The organism is Streptomyces sp. NPDC028305 (assembly GCF_055569495.1).
In genome coordinates, this window is the sequence record NZ_JBVHTN010000002.1 from 971,489 (window position 1) to 987,421 (window position 15,933).

The 15,933-nt window shown below is 71.2% G+C and carries 10 protein-coding genes; all 10 read right to left on the bottom strand.

Features of this window, described 5'->3' with window-relative positions:
* Positions 1 to 35: 35 nt before the first annotated feature.
* The 10 genes from ACZ4WQ_RS10445 to dhaK all read right to left on the bottom strand — a co-directional run bounded on the left by ACZ4WQ_RS10445 (position 36) and on the right by dhaK (position 15,888).
* Entirely contained in the window at positions 36 to 1,466 is a 1,431-nt protein-coding gene (locus ACZ4WQ_RS10445) for an MFS transporter (protein ID WP_311723119.1), read from the bottom strand.
* A gap of 201 nt (positions 1,467 to 1,667) precedes the next feature.
* Entirely contained in the window at positions 1,668 to 2,648 is a 981-nt protein-coding gene (gene sbnA / locus ACZ4WQ_RS10450) for a 2,3-diaminopropionate biosynthesis protein SbnA (protein WP_398375378.1), read from the bottom strand.
* Between the two features lie 37 nt (positions 2,649 to 2,685).
* Entirely contained in the window at positions 2,686 to 3,744 is a 1,059-nt protein-coding gene (sbnB, locus tag ACZ4WQ_RS10455) for a 2,3-diaminopropionate biosynthesis protein SbnB (protein ID WP_385343471.1), read from the bottom strand.
* Positions 3,741 to 4,745 carry a TauD/TfdA family dioxygenase gene (locus tag ACZ4WQ_RS10460; protein ID WP_468022145.1) on the bottom strand — a complete coding sequence of 335 codons (1,005 nt, stop codon included), beginning with the start codon at positions 4,743 to 4,745 and terminating at the stop codon, positions 3,741 to 3,743. The genes sbnB and ACZ4WQ_RS10460 overlap by 4 nt, the downstream gene beginning before the upstream one ends.
* A gap of 44 nt (positions 4,746 to 4,789) precedes the next feature.
* Complete coding sequence (locus ACZ4WQ_RS10465) at positions 4,790 to 8,074, bottom strand: non-ribosomal peptide synthetase (protein WP_468022146.1); 3,285 nt, start codon at positions 8,072 to 8,074, stop codon at positions 4,790 to 4,792.
* A gap of 15 nt (positions 8,075 to 8,089) precedes the next feature.
* The gene (locus ACZ4WQ_RS10470) at positions 8,090 to 10,693 is read right to left on the bottom strand and encodes a Pls/PosA family non-ribosomal peptide synthetase (protein ID WP_468022147.1); all 2,604 of its coding nucleotides are present in this window, start codon (positions 10,691 to 10,693) and stop codon (positions 8,090 to 8,092) included.
* Between the two features lie 181 nt (positions 10,694 to 10,874).
* The gene (locus tag ACZ4WQ_RS10475) at positions 10,875 to 13,433 is read right to left on the bottom strand and encodes a polysaccharide lyase family 8 super-sandwich domain-containing protein (RefSeq protein ID WP_468022148.1); all 2,559 of its coding nucleotides are present in this window, start codon (positions 13,431 to 13,433) and stop codon (positions 10,875 to 10,877) included.
* A gap of 96 nt (positions 13,434 to 13,529) precedes the next feature.
* Positions 13,530 to 13,949, bottom strand: a complete 420-nt coding sequence (locus ACZ4WQ_RS10480; protein ID WP_468022149.1) for a PTS-dependent dihydroxyacetone kinase phosphotransferase subunit DhaM — start codon at positions 13,947 to 13,949, stop codon at positions 13,530 to 13,532.
* 235 nt (positions 13,950 to 14,184) lie between these two features.
* Positions 14,185 to 14,832, bottom strand: a complete 648-nt coding sequence (dhaL, locus tag ACZ4WQ_RS10485) for a dihydroxyacetone kinase subunit DhaL (RefSeq protein ID WP_468022150.1) — start codon at positions 14,830 to 14,832, stop codon at positions 14,185 to 14,187.
* Positions 14,833 to 14,895: 63 nt separating this feature from the next.
* Complete coding sequence (gene dhaK / locus ACZ4WQ_RS10490; protein ID WP_468022151.1) at positions 14,896 to 15,888, bottom strand: dihydroxyacetone kinase subunit DhaK; 993 nt, start codon at positions 15,886 to 15,888, stop codon at positions 14,896 to 14,898.
* Between the last annotated feature and the right edge of the window lie 45 nt (positions 15,889 to 15,933).

Genomic DNA, 15,933 nt, shown 5'->3' on the forward strand with positions numbered 1-15,933 from the left:
AGGGGCAAGGGCTGCGGAGCCCCTCCCACCGGCCCTCAGGCCGAGCCCGACCGCGACGCCGTGCTCGGCTCGCCCGCGTCCCGCACCGCCCCGGTCGGCGCCGGAGCCGACGTGGGCTCGATCCCGGCCAGGTCGCGGTCCCGGGTCTCCTTGGCGACGCCGACCGCCACCAGGGTGAGCAGCGCCGCCGCGATGACGTACAGCGAGATCGGCGTGGAGCTGTCGTAGTCGGCCAGCAGCGCCGTGGCGATCAGCGGCGCGGGCGCGCCGGCCGCGACCGACGCGAACTGGGCGCCGATCGAGGCGCCCGAGTAGCGCATCCGGGTCGCGAACATCTCGGAGAAGAAGGCGGCCTGAGGGGCGTACATCGCGCCGTGGAAGACGAGTCCGACCGTGACCGCGAGCAGCAGCGCCCCGAAGTCCCCGGTGTCGATGAGGGCGAAGAAGGGGAACGCCCACGCGCCCACCCCGGCGGCCCCCAGCAGATACACCGGGCGGCGTCCGATACGGTCGGACAGCGCGCCCCAGGCGGGGATCACCGCGAAGTGCACCGCGGAGGCGATCAGCACGGCGTTGAGCGCGGTCTGCTTGCCGAGGCCCGCGTGGTCGGAGGTCGCGTAGACCAGGACGAAGGCCGTGATGACGTAGTAGCTGATGTTCTCCGCCATCCGGGCGCCCATCGCGACCAGCACATCCCGCCAGTGGTGGCGCAGGACGGCCACCAGCGGCAGCTTCTCGGCCAGGTCGCCCGTCCGGTCCGCCTCCGCCTTGCGGGTCTCGGCCCGCGCCAGGGCCTCCTTGAAGACGGGCGATTCATCGACAGAGAGACGAATCCACAGGCCGACCAGCACCAGCACGCCCGAGAGCAGGAACGGCACGCGCCAGCCCCAGGACTCGAAGGCGTCCTCGGACAGCAGGGCGGTCAGCGCCGAGAGCACACCGGTGGCCAGCAGCTGTCCGGCCGGTGCGCCGGTCTGCGGCCACGATGCCCAGAAGCCGCGCCGCCGCGCGTCCCCGTGCTCGGACACCAGCAGCACCGCTCCGCCCCACTCGCCGCCGAGCGCGAAGCCCTGGACCAGGCGCAGCGTGGTCAGCAGCACGGGCGCCAGGGAGCCGACCGTGGCGTGGGTCGGCAGCAGGCCGATCGCACAGGTCGCGCCACCCATCAGCAGCAGGCTCAGGACCAGCAGCTTCTTCCGGCCGAGCCGGTCGCCGTAGTGCCCGAAGACCAGGGCGCCGATGGGGCGGGCGGCGAAGCCCACCGCGTAGGTCAGGAAGGACAGCAGCGTGCCGACCAGCGGATCGGAGTCGGGGAAGAAGAGCTTGTTGAAGACGAGCGCGGCGGCGGAGCCGTACAGGAAGAAGTCGTACCACTCGATGGTGGTGCCGATGAGGCTCGCGGCGACGATGCGGGGGAGCTTCGCGGGTGCTGCGGTCGTCGGGGGAGCGGATCCTGCGGAGGCCATGTGCACCACTTCCAGGTGTTCGGTGGGGACGTGTTCGTGTCCGCACAAGGTAGGAACACACAGGTGAGTGGCACATGTGGCGGGACACCATACTTCGGCGGCGGAGTGTGCGTGCCGCCGCCGGTCCCCGCGCGTACGGGCGGGCCGACGGGCCGTTCCGGGGGTCACCCGCCGGCCCGCCGTACGCGGTATGACCTCGGCTCACAGGGAGTCGGCGGTCACCTCGTCGGAGTCGAGTATGTGATCTCCGTACAGATCCTGTAGCCAGGCGGTCTGGTAGATGGTGTCGAGATAGCGCTCGCCGAGGTCCGGGGCGATGGCCACCGCGGTGAGGCCGGGCGTTCGATGCCGGTCCAGCCAGTCCATCGCGCCGCTGACCACCGTCCCGGTGGAGCCGCCGAACAGGAACCCGCGTCTGGCCAGACGGTGGCAGGCGCGGATGGTGTCCGCCTCCTCGACCCGGATCACCTCGTCCACGTAGGACTCGTCGAGCAGCGGTGGGCGGATGCTCATGCCCAGGCCGGGAATCATCCGGCGGCCCGGCTTGCCACCGAAGGTCACCGAGCCGGCGCTGTCCACCGCGACGATCCGCACCGACCGGTGCCACTCCCGGAAGTAGCGCGCGCAGCCCATCAGGGTTCCGGTGGTGCCCGCGCCGATGAACAGCACGTCCAGGCGGGGGAACTGACGGGCGATCTCCGGGCCGGTCCTGCGGTAGTGCGCCCGCCAGTTGCCCGGGTTGGTGTACTGGCTGAGCCACACGTACCGGTCGTCGGAGTCGCACAGCGCGCGTACGTAGTCGATCCGGGCGCCGAGGAAGCCGCGGGTGGGGTCCAGATCGGAGATGATGTGCACCTGGCTGCCCAGCGCCTCCATCAGCAGTCTGGCCGACAGGTTGCAGCGGGAGTCCGTCACACACAGAAACCGGTAACCCTTGCTGGCGGCGATCATGCTGAGCGCCACGCCCAGGTTTCCGGACGAGGACTCGACCAGGATCGAATCCGGCGTCAGGACACCGCGCCGCTCGGCGGTCTCCACCATTTCGATCGCGGCCTTCAGCTTGATCGAGCCGGCGAAGTTGAATCCCTCGCACTTCAGATAGAGGGAGCGCCCGAAGATCGACCGGAGGTCGACATAGAGCCGGCTCTCGTTGAAGGCATGGGGTGTGGAGATGACGGGCACGCTGGCCTCCTGATGCCAGAGCTGGGAGAGGGGACTCTCAGCCGTACCGGCGCAGGTCGTGGAAGAAGTCGTCGATGAGGTGCAGGTGTCCGGCCCGGGCCACTTCGTCGTAGACGTGCTTGCCGACGGCGAGGTCGAGGACGCCGAGCCCGAAGGGCGAGAAGATCACTGGCCGGTCGGCCGGCGGGGTCGCCCGTCCGGTCATGACGTCGTCGAGGGTGCCGTCCAGGAAGTCGCGGTTGCCGGTGAGCTGTTCGGCCAGGTGAGGGGAGGTGTCGGCCTTCAGGCAGTGTTCGATGTCGTCGACGACGTTGGCCGAGGCGAGCAGGATCTCGGGGGCGAGGTCGCGCAGGGACACATGCAGGACGAGCGGGTTGTGGCCGAACCAGCCCGGGTCGGTGAGGTGCGGCCGGCCGGCGATGGTGGCGAAGACCACCAGGTCGCTGGAGCGCACCAGTTCCTCGGCGCTGTCGTGGACGGTGATCTGTCCGGATGCGTCGGCCCGGCGCAGACAGCCACGGAAGCCCTCGGCGCTGTCGGCGGACACGTCGTGCACGCCGATGGCGTCGAACGTCCAGCCGGTGCCGGTCAGGAAGGTGTGGATGTAGCGGGCGATCAGGCCCGTGCCGAAGAAGCCGATACGGGTGGGGCGGGGCCTGGTGCGGCTGAGCCAGTCGGCCGCCAGCGCGGCGGACGCCGCCGTTCTGGTGGCGCTGATGATCGAGCTCTCCAGACAGGCGAAGGGGTAGCCGGTGTCGGGGTCGTTGAGGATGAGGACCGCCGAGGCCCGGGGCAGGCCGGATGCCACATTGTCCGGGAAACTGGAGATCCATTTCAGCCCGTCCACATGGACCGGGCCGCCGACGGAGGCCGGCAGCGCGATGATCCGGGCCGTGGGGCGGTCGGGGAAGCGCAGGAAGTACGACGGGGGGTTGACCGAGTCCCCGGCGCCGTGCAGCCGGTAGGTGGCCTCGACCAGCTCCACGATCTGTTTCTCGCGCCCTTCGAGCGCCTGCTGTACCTGCCCGCCGGAGATCACCGCGAAGGACGGCGCCGGGACCTGACGGGAGGTGGCGGGGGACGGCGAAGGGTTCATGACCGGCTCACCTTCCCGGCCGGGCAGTGGTCGGCCAGGCGCCGGGGCTCGGCCATGGCGACCAGCACCCGGCGCTCTCCGGTGAACGGCTCTCTGCTGTGCGCCGTGCGGATGTTGTCGACCAGCATCAGGTCGCCGTCCTGCCAGGGTTCGCGTCCGGTGTGGTCCTCGTAGGTGGAGTTGAGCAGCTGGATGACGTCCTCGCCGATCGGGGAGCCGTCGGCGAAGCGGGTGTTGAACGGCAGTCCGTCCGCCCCGTAGACATCCACCAGGTACTCGCGCACCTCGGGGGCCAGCGTCCACTCGTTGAGGAAGGCGATCTGGTTGAACCAGCAGCGCCGGCCGGTGAGCGGGTGCCGTACCACGGCGGCGCGGAGCTGCCGGGTGTGCAGCGAACCGTCGGGCCGCCAGTCGAAGTCGATGGCGTGAGCGCGGCAGTAGCGCTCGATCGCGGCGCGGTCGTCGGTGCCGAACGACTCCTCCACCGACGCCCCGATCTCGTCGTTATAGCTGCGGGTGAGCAGCCAGCCCTCCCGCTCGAACCGCTCGCTCAGCGCGGCGGGCAGCGCCTGGAGCACACGTTCGGCGTCGGCCACCGCGGTCGCCCCGCCCTCGGCGGGCGCCTGGAGACACGCGAACAGCATCAGGCCGGGGCACTCCGCCGCGTAGCTCAGCTCATGGTGCATACACATCGGCTGGTTGGCCGGCCAGGCGGTGGAGGAGTACAGCCCCGGGCCGTGGCTCTCCCGGGGAGCGAAGGCCTCCCTCTCCGCCATCAGACCATCGGCCAGTCCCGCGAAGACGGCACCGACCTGATCCACCTCCCGCAGCCCCAGGCCGCGGACGAGAAGCACACCGTGCTCGGCGACCTGCTCGCGCAGCGCGGCGCGGTGCTCGGCCGCCCAACTCGGCGCGTCATCCGGGGACTCGACGTGCAGGATGGGGGGTCTGCCCGGGTGCGGGGTCACCGCGGACAGCGGTTGCAGGGATGTGGACGACATCTCGTTTTCCTTTCAATCGCCACTCGGAAGCTCGGGGATGAGCCTCAGGAGGGGGCCAGAGAATCCGCGGAGGCCGACGATTCGGCGGCAGCCAGGACGGCCTGTGCCGTCGCGGCCGGGCGGGTGCGCGTGAAGTAGTGGCCGCCCTCGGCGAGTTCGTGCAGGTCCACCCGCTCGGCCAGGAGCAGCCAGTCGCGGTACCGGTCGCGATACCCCGCCGTGCTCGGGTCGTCGGCGGCGACGACCACGGTGACCGGCGCGGACAGCTTCGCCTCCGGCGGGGTTTCCAGGGCGTCGGCGAAGTAGCGGTGCGCGGCCAGGCAGTCGTGACGGTAGGCGGCGCCGACGTGCTCGGCGTGTCGCGCGTTCAGCTCGCCGAGCTCGGTGTACCCGCCGTGCGCGCTCAGTTTCGCCGCGATCTCGGCGTCGGTGCGCCCCGTCAGCTCGGTGATGGCGGCGATACGACCGGCGGCGGTGCCGAGCAGCTGCGCGCCGAGGAACACGCGGGGGACGTCCACCCCGCGCTCCCGCAGCCTCCTCGCCGTCTCCACGGCCGGCGCGGCGCCCGAGGAGTGGCCCCACAGCATGACCCTGCGCAGGCCATGCCCGGTGAGTTCCCCGATGACCTGGTCCACCACCCGTGCCATCGGCGCGAACGGCTCGCCCTGGGCGGTCGTCAGGTCGTGCCCTGGCAGGTCGACGGCGTAGACCGCGGGCCCGCCGCCCGCCAGGGCATCGGCCATCGGCCTGAAGTTCACCGCGTTGCCGCCCGCGTGGGGGAAGCACACCAGGGCGCACTCCGGCGCGCCGTCCGAGGGTGACAGTGCCCGGCCCGACAGCGGCTGGAGCAGCCCTGGGCGCCGCTGGGCCGTGCCGTCGAGGAGCGCGGCGAGGTCGGCGAGTACCGGGTGGCGCGTGATGTCCTTGAGGGACACCGCCCGGTTCAGGGCGATGGTGAGTTTCACGGCCGACAGCGAGGTGCCGCCGGAGTCGAAGAAGTGGTCCTGCCGGCCGATGTGGTGACGGGGAACGCCCAGCACCTCGGCCCAGGCGGCCGCCAGCTTCCGCTCGGTCGGGGTGCCCGGGGCGCCGTGCTCCCCGGAGGCGGCCTCGCCGTCCCCGGCCGGTGCGAGCCGTTCGGCGGGCGGGGTCTGCTCGGCCAGCGCGGTCAGGGCCTTCCGGTCGATCTTGCCGTTGGCCGTCAGCGGCAGGCCGTGCTGCCAGTGAAAGGCCGAGGGGACCATATAGGCGGGCAGCGCGGCGCCCAGCGCCTCGCGCAGCACGTCCGTCTCCTGGCGCCGGCCGCTGTAGAAGGCGATCAGGTGCGTGCTGTGGCCGGGCCGCTCGGCGACGACCACCGCGCCGTCCCGCACCCCGGGCACCCGCAGCAGAGTGTTCTCGATCTCGCCGATCTCGATGCGGAAACCACGGATCTTGACCTGGCTGTCCCGGCGGCCGAGGAACTCCAGCTTGCCGCCGGGCTGCCAGCGCCCCCAGTCACCCCCCAGATAAAGCCGCTCACCCGGCCGGTACGGATCGTCCCGATAGGCCTCACGGGTCCGCTGGGGGTCGTTGACGTACCCCCGCCCCACGCACACCCCGGAGAACGCGATCAGCCCCGGGGCGCCCATCGGCACCAGCGACAGACGCTCGTCGACGACATAGACCCGCACATTGTTGACCGCACGGCCCAGCAGCACCCGCTCCGGCACCCCGTCCATGACCTCGTGGTTGGTGTCGTCCGAGGTCTCGGTCAGGCCATAGGCGTTGACCAGCTTGATCCTCGGCTGGACGGCGAACCAGCGCTGGACCAGCTCCCGCTTCAACGCCTCGCCGGTCACCGACACACACCTCAGGTCGGGCAGATCGCGGGGGTAGCGCTCCAGGTACGACACCACCACCTCCAGATAGGAGGGCACGAGCTGCACCACGGTGGCCCGGCCGCGGACCAGCGTGTCGACGAACCGCTCCGCGTCGACGATCACCTCCTGGCCGATCAGCAGTGTCCGCCCGCCCACGACCAACGCGGCCAGCAACTGCCACAGCGAGATGTCGAAACACTGCGGGGCCGTCTGCGCCACCACCCGCCCCTGGCCGATCCCCAGGTCATCGATCTTGGCGTAGAGATGGTTGAGCATGCCCGCGTGCTCACACATCGCCCCCTTCGGCTCGCCCGTGGAGCCGGAGGTGAAGTAGATGTAGGCCAGCTGACCGGCCGAGACCGCCACCCCGACGTCGGTGTCCGCGTGCTGCTCCGCATACGCCGCCTCGACCAGCACCTTCTTCACTTCCGGCAGCGTGGTCAGGGCCTGGTCGAGGGCGTCGGCGCTGCCGGATTCGGTCAGCACCACCCGGCACTCGGCGCGCGACAGCATCGCCGCGATCCGGCCGGCGGGGAAGTGCGGCTCGACCGGCAGATACACGCCCCCGGCCTTGAACACCGCCAACACCGCGGCCAGCCAGTCGAGGCCGCGTTCGGTGACGACCGCCACCACCCCTTCCCGGCCGAGACCCCGCGCCAGCAGCGCCCGCGCCAGCCGGTTCGCGCGCGCGTTCAGCTCCCCGTACGTCCACCGGCGGTCGCCGTGCACCGCCGCCACCGCCTCCGGATGCGCCCGCGCCCGCCGCTCGAACAGCTCGTGCACACGCCCGCGCGGCAGCATCCGGCGCGGCCCGGCCAGCCCCTCGAGCTGGTGGCGCGCCTCCTCGGTCGACAGCAGACTCTGCCGCGCGTGCCCGGCGTCCACATCCGCCGCCATCAAACGCAGCGCGGCCAGGTGGTAGCCGCCGATCCGGGCCGCGCACCCGGCATCCATCACCTCGGTGCGATACCGCAGCCGCGCCGTCAGGCCGCCGTTTTGAGCACACCAGCCCACGCTCAGCACCACGCCGTCGCCCAGCCCGCCCCCGGCGCCCGCCGGGTCGAACACGACCTCGTACGAACGCCCGGCCGCCTCCGGCTCCCGGTGCGCCGGCAACTCCGCCTCGACGCGATGAGCGCTCGACACCAGCGCGCGCCACGACTCGGGTGCGACGGTCAGCCGGCAGGGCAGGGGAGTGTCCGTAGCGCCGGTGGCATACCCCGTCGCCACCTCCTGCTCACCCGACAGCGCGGACACCACCTTGGCGTGCGCGGCCAGCAGCACCGCGCTGAGCGGCACCCCCAGCTCGTCCGCCAGTCCGCGGACCCCCTTCACCACGTCGCCCGGCACCGCCGTCTCGCACTCGGCCACACCCGCCACCGGCTCCCGTGCCCACCGCGGGATGACGGGGAATCCACCAGCGGTCGGCACGGCACACTCCAGGTCCGCTTCCACGCGTGCTCCCATCGAATGGCCCCTTCCTCAACTCGCCGTCGATCCGGCGTGGTTCGCCGAAGCCGTTGCCGTTGCCGCCGCCGGGCCGGCGCGGCCGGGCAGGGCAGGGGTATCCGGCAGCTCCGTGGCCGGGTTTCCTCCCCATTGCGCGTTCGGGGGGACCTCCTCGCCCTTCATGAGGAAGGAGTCGGGCGCCATCACGGCACCGTCGCCCATCGTCACGCCGTAGTGCACATGGGTGCCGACACCGAGGGTGCAGCGGTCGCCGAGCGTGGTGCGGTCCGATTTGAAGGTGCCGTCCTCCTGCGAGTGGCACTGGATCTTGCTTCCGGCGTTGAGGGTGCAGTCGTCCCCGACGGTGGTGAGCGTCCGCTCGGTCATATAGCAGCCGTCGTCGAACACCCTGCTGCCGATGCGCACCCCCAGCAGCCGCCAGATCACGTTCTTGAAGGGGGTTCCGTTGAAAACGTCCAGGTATTCGTCCGGCACCTTCCAGAGCCGCTCGTGCCACCAGAAGTACGGATCGTAGATGGAGCACAGCCGGGGGCGCAGTGCGCGGAACGACGCGACACAGCGCTCCACCAGGACGAAATAGAGGGCGGTGAACCCGAGCGTGAGAGCCAGATACGCGGCGATCACGGCATGCCCGAGCAGACCGTACAGACCGATCGAGGCGAGACCGAGCGTCGTGAGCACAAAGGCGTGCAGCCACCGCACGAGCAGGAAGAAAACCATGGAGCGGAGGTTGTAGCGGTTTTTCGCGGCGAGGCTGCGGCGCAGCTCGTCCCCGGTCCTGAGGTGGTCGAACCGGGAGTCGCGCTCCACCGACCGGGGAATCTCGAAACAGGGCGAGCCGAGCAGACCCACTCCCTCGCGGATCTCACCGTCGAGGGGAATCATCACCTTCGTCGCGAGCAGGCAGTTGTCGCCCGTCCTGGCCCCGGCGGGATAGGCGATGTTGTTGCCGAGGAAGTTCTGGGTCCCGATCGAGGCCCGGGACACCCGGAAGGACGTGCTCGAGAAGTCCGCGTTGACGATGGAAAGGCCGTCGGCCACCATCGTGCCCCTGCCCACGGTCACCAGATACGGGTTCTCGTGCCGCACCTCCGTGCCGAAGTTGGACCCCGTCTGCTCGACCCGGGACAAGTCGTATCCGAGGCCGCGGAGATAGTGGACGATGTAGGAGCTGTCGCCGAAAAGCCAGGTGAAGAACTTCAGATTCGTCATGCCTGCTATCGCCCGGTGCACCGCGTAGTGGAAGCCGTAGAGCGGATACACCTCGTCGGGCTTGACGGCCAGGCTCAGCAGGCGTGGAACGGTGCACACCACGGCGAGGCCCACGACGACGAAGCCGAAGAACAGCACGGCGGACACCAGCAGCGCGTCGGTGAGGAGAGCCGACGAGGTGAGTCCGGCCGTGCCCGCATCGGATCGCTCGCCGAGCGCCGGAACCTCGCGGAACAGCATGTACATACCGCCGACGGTCAGCGGCAGGTACAGGAGGAACAGCTGGAGCAGGGTGGCGAGGCCGAAGCGGAACCGGCGCGATGTGTCGCACCGGGCGGGCCCGACCCGCACATAGTCGATCTCCGTCGGCTGTGCCGGCGACCCGTGCCGGCGCTCGCCATCCGGGACCACCTGGCCGCGGTACAGCGCGGACGCGTGGCCGAGCTGCGCTCCGTCGCCCATCGAGGTGTCGATGTCGAGCACGGTCTTCTCGCCGATGAACACGTTCCGGCCGAGGGTGATCCGGCCGGTCTGGATGCGCCCGGCGTGGGCCCGGTAGCAGAGGAGGAACGAGTCCTTGCGGATCACCGTGCCGGCCCCGATCGTGAGCAGATCGGTGCAGACGGGGATGGAGTGGGAGAGGATCGTGACTCCCTTGCCGATCCGCGCACCGAGCGCCCGCAGATACAGCACATACAGCGGATTGCCGTTGAAGAAGCGCACCGGATTGGCGTGGAGCAGCGCCTTGACGATCCAGAAGCGCACATACGTCAGGCTCCACACCGGGAACTCGCGGGGCTTCCAGCGGCCGATGAGGATCCATTTGGCCGCGATCGGGAAGGCGCACACGACGACAAAGCCGATGCCGCCGAACAGGACCGACCGCAGATAGATGTCGGCCAGGTCCGTTCCGGTGGCGACCCATTCGTAGCCTCGGGCGGCGACGAGCCCGGTGACGAACGAATAGGCCAGGAAAACCAGGAGCTGAAGTGTTCCGCACAGGACGTAATCCCGTGTGCGCGACGATGCCTTCCGCGTCGGCGACGCCACCCGCGTCGGTTCCTGCGCGGGGGGCGGTGAATCGACGGCGGGGGGAGCGGTGTCCGCGAGCGCCGCCGCCAGGCTCTGGATCGTGGGGTGCCGATAGATGTCCTTCATCGACACGGACGGCAGATCCGGCCGCTTTCTGACCCGCGCGCAGAACTGGGCCATGACCAGGGAGTTCGCGCCGAGATCGGTGAAGAAGTGGCTGGTGGCCGAGACGCCTTCTGCCGGTACCACCTCGGCCAGTACCTCGGCGAGTCTCCTCTCGATGTCGGTCGCCGCCGGGGCGGTGCCGCCGCGCCCGGCCATCGCGGGTTCGTCCGGCTCGGAAATCAAGACTTCGGCGGACTTGTCAACCATTCGAGCTCCTTGAGGAAAGTTCGGTGACCACCGGTCACTGGTTACCGCTCGGACTCGATCGCGATGACACGACAGTAATGTTCGACGAGCCGGTGTTCCTCGATTTCCTGCACCGTCCGGGTGAGCGGGAGGTCACCCACGGCGAGAAAGGCTTGGAGCCCTTGGCCTCCGGGGCCGCCCGTTACCCCTCGGCCCGGTGGTGCCCGGCCAGCGTGGCCGTGAAGCTCCGTCCGTAGGCGTGGCGGGTGTTGACGCGGATCCGGGTGCCACCCCGCACCCGGTCGACGCGCACGCCGTCGTCCGCCGTGACGGCCCGCAGGGCGCGGCCCCCGATGACGACCGAGACCGTGTCGCGCTCGGTGGTCGGGTCGGCCACCGCCACCGACACGGTGCCGCGGCGCCCCTCACGGAGGATCACCGACGCCGGGCCGTCGATCGACAGCGGTCCGGCCCGGTGGGAGCCGTGGACGAAGGCGTTGGCGGCGACCAGGCCGAGCCCCCTGTGCCGCACCGCCTGCACACGGGCGGTGTTGACCAGGACGGACACCGGCCCGCGGGCGTACGACATCAGCTGCCGCTCGGACGCGTTCGGGACGAGGGCGTAGGCCATCGCGGCGGGCGGCGCGCCGGCCGGCTGCTCGAAGGACACGGAGAAGACCTGTTTGGTCACCATGGTGTCGGGGTTCGACAGGCGGACGGCGCGGCGGCTGCGGGTGACCACATCGAGTGCCACGGTGGGTCGCCGCCCCTCCAGGAACACATATCCGACGGCGGTGCCCTGGCCCGCGTCGGCGTAGCGCAGCCAGGCCAGCGGGGCGGTACCGGTGCCGGACCAGGGGGTGCCGTCGCGCAGCCGCCCCGTGAGGGCGATGGCGTCCGACGGCAGGGCGACGCGGGTGTCGACGGTCGTTGTCACCGCGCGTCCGGCCGGATCGCCCACCCCCGCGGCGAGGACGACGATCTCGTCGTCGAGCATGAACCACGACTTGGTGGCGCGGGCGTTGCGGTAGGCGACGAAGTCGTCCGGGAGGGTTCCGGCCTGCTGGGCGGCGTACGCGACATCGTCGGCCTGGACGAGGCCGGCCGCGCCGTACGCGCCGAGGCAGGCGCCGCCGGAGAGCCCGCCCGCGCCGCGCGGGAAGTAGACATAGGTGTTCTGCGACTCGGAGGAGGAGGTGAATCCGCGCTCCGGGTTGTCGTACCACAGCCCGCCGTAGAGCTCGGGGACGGTGCGGCGGGTCTCCACGGGCGTGGTGACGCCGGCCAGCCGGTAGGGCGAGACGGTGGTGAAGTAGTCGACACCGTAGGCCTGGGTCTGGTCCTGGCCGGAGAGATAGAGGTAGTGGGCGCCGTCGCCCTGGAACCACGGCATGAGGTTCTCGCCGTTCATGTACTCGTACTTGCTGATCCGCGGCGAGCTCCTGGCCAGCGCGAACGCATAGCCGGGGCGCCGGTGGACGGTCTTGTCCATCGCGTTGAACGCGACGTTCCGCTCCGCCGGGTTGAGGTCCTTCGCCGCGATCCCCGGGTCGGCGAGGATGTCGGCGTAGCGGGCGACGCTGACCGGGGAGACGAAGCGCGCCGGGTCGAGGGCGGCCCTGGAGGCCTGCCGGACGTACTTGACGTAGCCCTTGAGGGCGGTGGCGTCGGGTTCGGCCGCGTAGGCGGAGAGGTCGACGACGGCCTCGACGACCTCCGCGACATCGGTGTAGCCCGTGGTGGTCCGGGACACCCCGCGGCCCTTGACGATCTCCATCATCCAGCCCTCGAAGACGAGCGGCGCGAAGCCGCGCACCACCCAGTCGCGCACGGTGCCGACGAGGTCCTCGCCCTCGGCGTAGCCGGTGCCCTCGAGGATCTTGATGGTCTGGACGACTCGGGTGAGCAGGCCCTTGCCGTAGGAGCCGGTGTAGGCGACGGAGGCGTGCTGGAGGAACGACCCGTCGGCGTAGAAGCCGTCGGTGACGTCGTGCCTGAGCTGGTAGGGGTCGATGGTGGCCAGGACCGTCAGCTGGTCGGCCACGGCCTTCTCGATACGGGCGTCGTCGCCGAGCACGGCGCCCTGGAGGATCCGGTTCGTGGTGATGTCGGCGAGGTTGGCTCCGGTGTGGAAGCGGGAGTCGAGGTCGACGTCGCCGCCCTTGCCGTTGCGGAGGTAGGCGTCCATCGAGGCGACGCAGGTGGCGGTCAGATCGGGGCGGTACGCGGCGAGCTCGTCCCTGAGCAGCACGAGGGTCCGGGTCAGCTGGGAGGAGATGCCGATCTCCCAGTTGAACCAGTTGCCGTAGTAGCCCTTCGACTGGTCACCGTAGTAGTCGTCGTGGAGCCGGGCCAGGCCGTCGATGACCCGCCGCTGGACCGCGGTGTCGTCACCCGGGCCCGGGGCCTCGCCGCCGGGGACGCGGGTGGCGAGGGCGATCTCGTACAGGTACTGGAACGACGTCGTCAGATTTGTGTCGCTGGTCCCGAGGGGGAGGCCGCGGAACAGTTCGCCCGGACCCGCGCCGTCCAGGGCGGTCAGCCGGGCGCGGGCGGTCGAGCCGATGGCCGCGAGCTTGGCGGCGACCTCGGGCCGGGCGTTGGAGTCGGCGGTGCCGGCGAGGACGGCGACGGCGTTGTCCAGCACCTCTGCGTGGCCCGCGGCCCGGGCGTGCCGGGGCCGCGCCACCGCCGAGGGCGCCACCGCCGACAGGGTCGCGGCCGGGACCAGCGACAGCAGGGCACGACGCGAGATCTGCACAGGGACGCTCCAGGGGTCGGCCGGAAAGCGCTCGGCGCATTCAACCAACCGGGACCGCCCCTGTCACTACGCCGGACAAGGCCCGCAGGGACGGCCTCAGACCTTGCGGTAGTCGTACGCCTCCTCCGCCGCCCGCGTGACCGCGTCCACGTTCGCCCCGGCCGAGGCGGCGACGACCGCCGCCACCGCGCCCTCCACCAGCGGCGCGTCCACCAGCCGGGAGTCCTTGGGCAGTTCGTCGCCCTCGGCCAGCAGCGCCTTCACGGTCAGCACCGCGCTGCCCAGGTCGACGAGGATCGCCACCCCCGCGCCCTGGTCGACCGCGTGCGCGGCCTCGGTGACCAGCTCCGGGCTGGTGCCGAGGCCGCCGTCGGGGTTGCCGCCCGCGGCGATGACCGGGGCGGTGCCGCCGCCCCCGGCCAGCCCGATGGCCAGGTGGGCAACGGACTCGGCCACCGCGGCGCTGTGCGACACCAGCACCACCCCGACCAGCTTCTCCGCACCCGAGCCGCTCATGCCCCTCCCTCCCGCTCAGTCTCGGCGCGCTTCAACGCGCGGGCTTCCCTCGTCACTGCTCGCTCCTCCGTCGCTGCGCGGCTCCTCAGTCCAGCCCGCGCAGCGCGCCAAGACACGCGCCCCTCCTCCCGCTCAGTCTCGGCGCGCTCCGACGCGCGGGCTTCCTTCGTCACTGCTCGCTCCTTCGTCGCTGCGCGGCTCCTCAGTCCAGCCCGCGCAGCGCGCCAAGACACGCTCATCGGGCCACCTCCTCGAAGGCCGCGAACAGCAGTGCCGAGGACGTGGCGCCGGGGTCCTGATGGCCGATGCTGCGCTCACCCAGATAGCTGGCCCGGCCCTTGCGCGCGAGCATCGGTACGGTCGCCAGCGCGCCCTTGTCCGCGGCCTCGCTCGCCGCCTCGAAGGATCCGCCGTCCGTGGCCAGCGCCTCCACCGCGGGGACGAGCGCGTCCAGCATCGTCTTGTCGCCGGGCGCGGAGCCGCCGAGCTGGGCCACCGCCTCCACGCCGGTCCGCAGCGCGCCGGCCAGCTCCTGAAGGGTGACCTGCTCCGCGTCGCCGAGCGCCTTGCCCGCCCGCCGCAGCAGCGTCCCGTACAGCGGGCCCGAGGCGCCGCCCACCTTGGAGATCAGCTGACGTCCGGCCAGGATGAGCGCCGCGCCCGGAGAGTCCGGCGGCTCCTTCTCCAGCGCGGCGGTCACGGCCGTGAAGCCGCGCTGCATGTTGCTGCCGTGGTCGGCGTCGCCGATGGCCGAGTCAAGGTCGGTCAGTCTGGCGGCCTCGCGGCTTATGGCGGCGGCGGCCGCGGTGAGCCAGCGGTGGACGAAGCCGGTGTCGAGCACCGGTTCGCCGGCGGTTTCCCTGTCGGACACGGAGTTGGGCACAGACGCCTCCTCAGTCGATGGGCCCGGCGCCAGCGTACGGATCGATGGCGGGGCCGGTCCCGGTCAGCAGCCCCAGCGCAGCCCGGCGGTCCGTACCGGTGCGTCCCACAGCCGCAGCAGTTCCTCGTCGACCTGGCACAGGGTCACCGAAGCGCCCGCCATGTCGAGCGAGGTGACGTAGTTGCCGACGAGCGTACGTGCCACCGCCACCTGGCGCTCGCCGAGCACCCGGTGCACCTCGGCGGCGAATCCGTACAGCTCCAGCAGCGGTGTCGCCCCCATGCCGTTGACGAGGACGAGGACCGGGCTGTCGGGTCGCAGGTCCTCCAGCACCGCGTCCACCGCGAAGTCGGCGATCTCGCGCGAGGTCATCATGGCCCGCCGCTCGCGCCCGGGCTCGCCGTGGATGCCCACGCCCAACTCCAGCTCCCCGGCGGGGAGGTCGAAGGTCGGGCTGCCCTTGGCGGGGGTGGTGCAGGCGCTGAGGGCGACGCCGAAGCTCCGCGACGACTCGTTGACCTGCCGGGCGAGGGCGGCCACCCGGTCCAGCGGGGCGCCCTCCTCGGCCGCCGCGCCGGCGATCTTCTCGACGAACAGCGTGGCCCCGGTGCCGCGCCGCCCGGCGGTGTAGAGGCTGTCGGTTACCGCCACGTCATCGTTGACCAGGACCTTGGCGATCTGGACGCCCTCGTCCTCGGCGAGCTCGGCCGCCATGTCGAAGTTGAGCACGTCGCCGGTGTAGTTCTTGACGATGAACAGGACGCCGTTGCCGCTGTCCACGGCGGCCGCCGCCCGCACCATCTGATCGGGCACGGGGGAGGTGAAGACCTCGCCGGGGCAGGCCGCGTCCAGCATCCCGGGCCCGACGAACCCCCCGTGCAGCGGCTCGTGCCCCGATCCGCCGCCGGAGACGAGCCCCACCTTGCGCTCGACGGGGGCGTCCCGCCGGACGATCACCCGGTTCTCGATGTCCACCGTCAACTCGGGGTGAGCGGCCGCCAGTCCGCGCAGGGCATCGGTGACCACGGTCTCGGCGACGTTGATCAGCATCTTCATATGCGTGTCCGTTCTCCGCCGGAGTGGAGCTGTCTGCGGGATGAA

What these genes read in the sequence shown, in the direction of transcription:
- ACZ4WQ_RS10470 (WP_468022147.1), bottom strand. Translation starts at nt 10,693, where the DNA reads ATGGTTGACAAGTCCGCCGAAGTCTTGATTTCCGAGCCGGACGAACCC.
- dhaK (WP_468022151.1), bottom strand. Translation starts at nt 15,888, where the DNA reads ATGAAGATGCTGATCAACGTCGCCGAGACCGTGGTCACCGATGCCCTG.
- ACZ4WQ_RS10460 (WP_468022145.1), bottom strand. Translation starts at nt 4,745, where the DNA reads ATGTCGTCCACATCCCTGCAACCGCTGTCCGCGGTGACCCCGCACCCG.
- ACZ4WQ_RS10445 (WP_311723119.1), bottom strand. Translation starts at nt 1,466, where the DNA reads ATGGCCTCCGCAGGATCCGCTCCCCCGACGACCGCAGCACCCGCGAAG.
- ACZ4WQ_RS10480 (WP_468022149.1), bottom strand. Translation starts at nt 13,949, where the DNA reads ATGAGCGGCTCGGGTGCGGAGAAGCTGGTCGGGGTGGTGCTGGTGTCG.
- ACZ4WQ_RS10465 (WP_468022146.1), bottom strand. Translation starts at nt 8,074, where the DNA reads ATGGGAGCACGCGTGGAAGCGGACCTGGAGTGTGCCGTGCCGACCGCT.
- sbnB (WP_385343471.1), bottom strand. Translation starts at nt 3,744, where the DNA reads ATGAACCCTTCGCCGTCCCCCGCCACCTCCCGTCAGGTCCCGGCGCCG.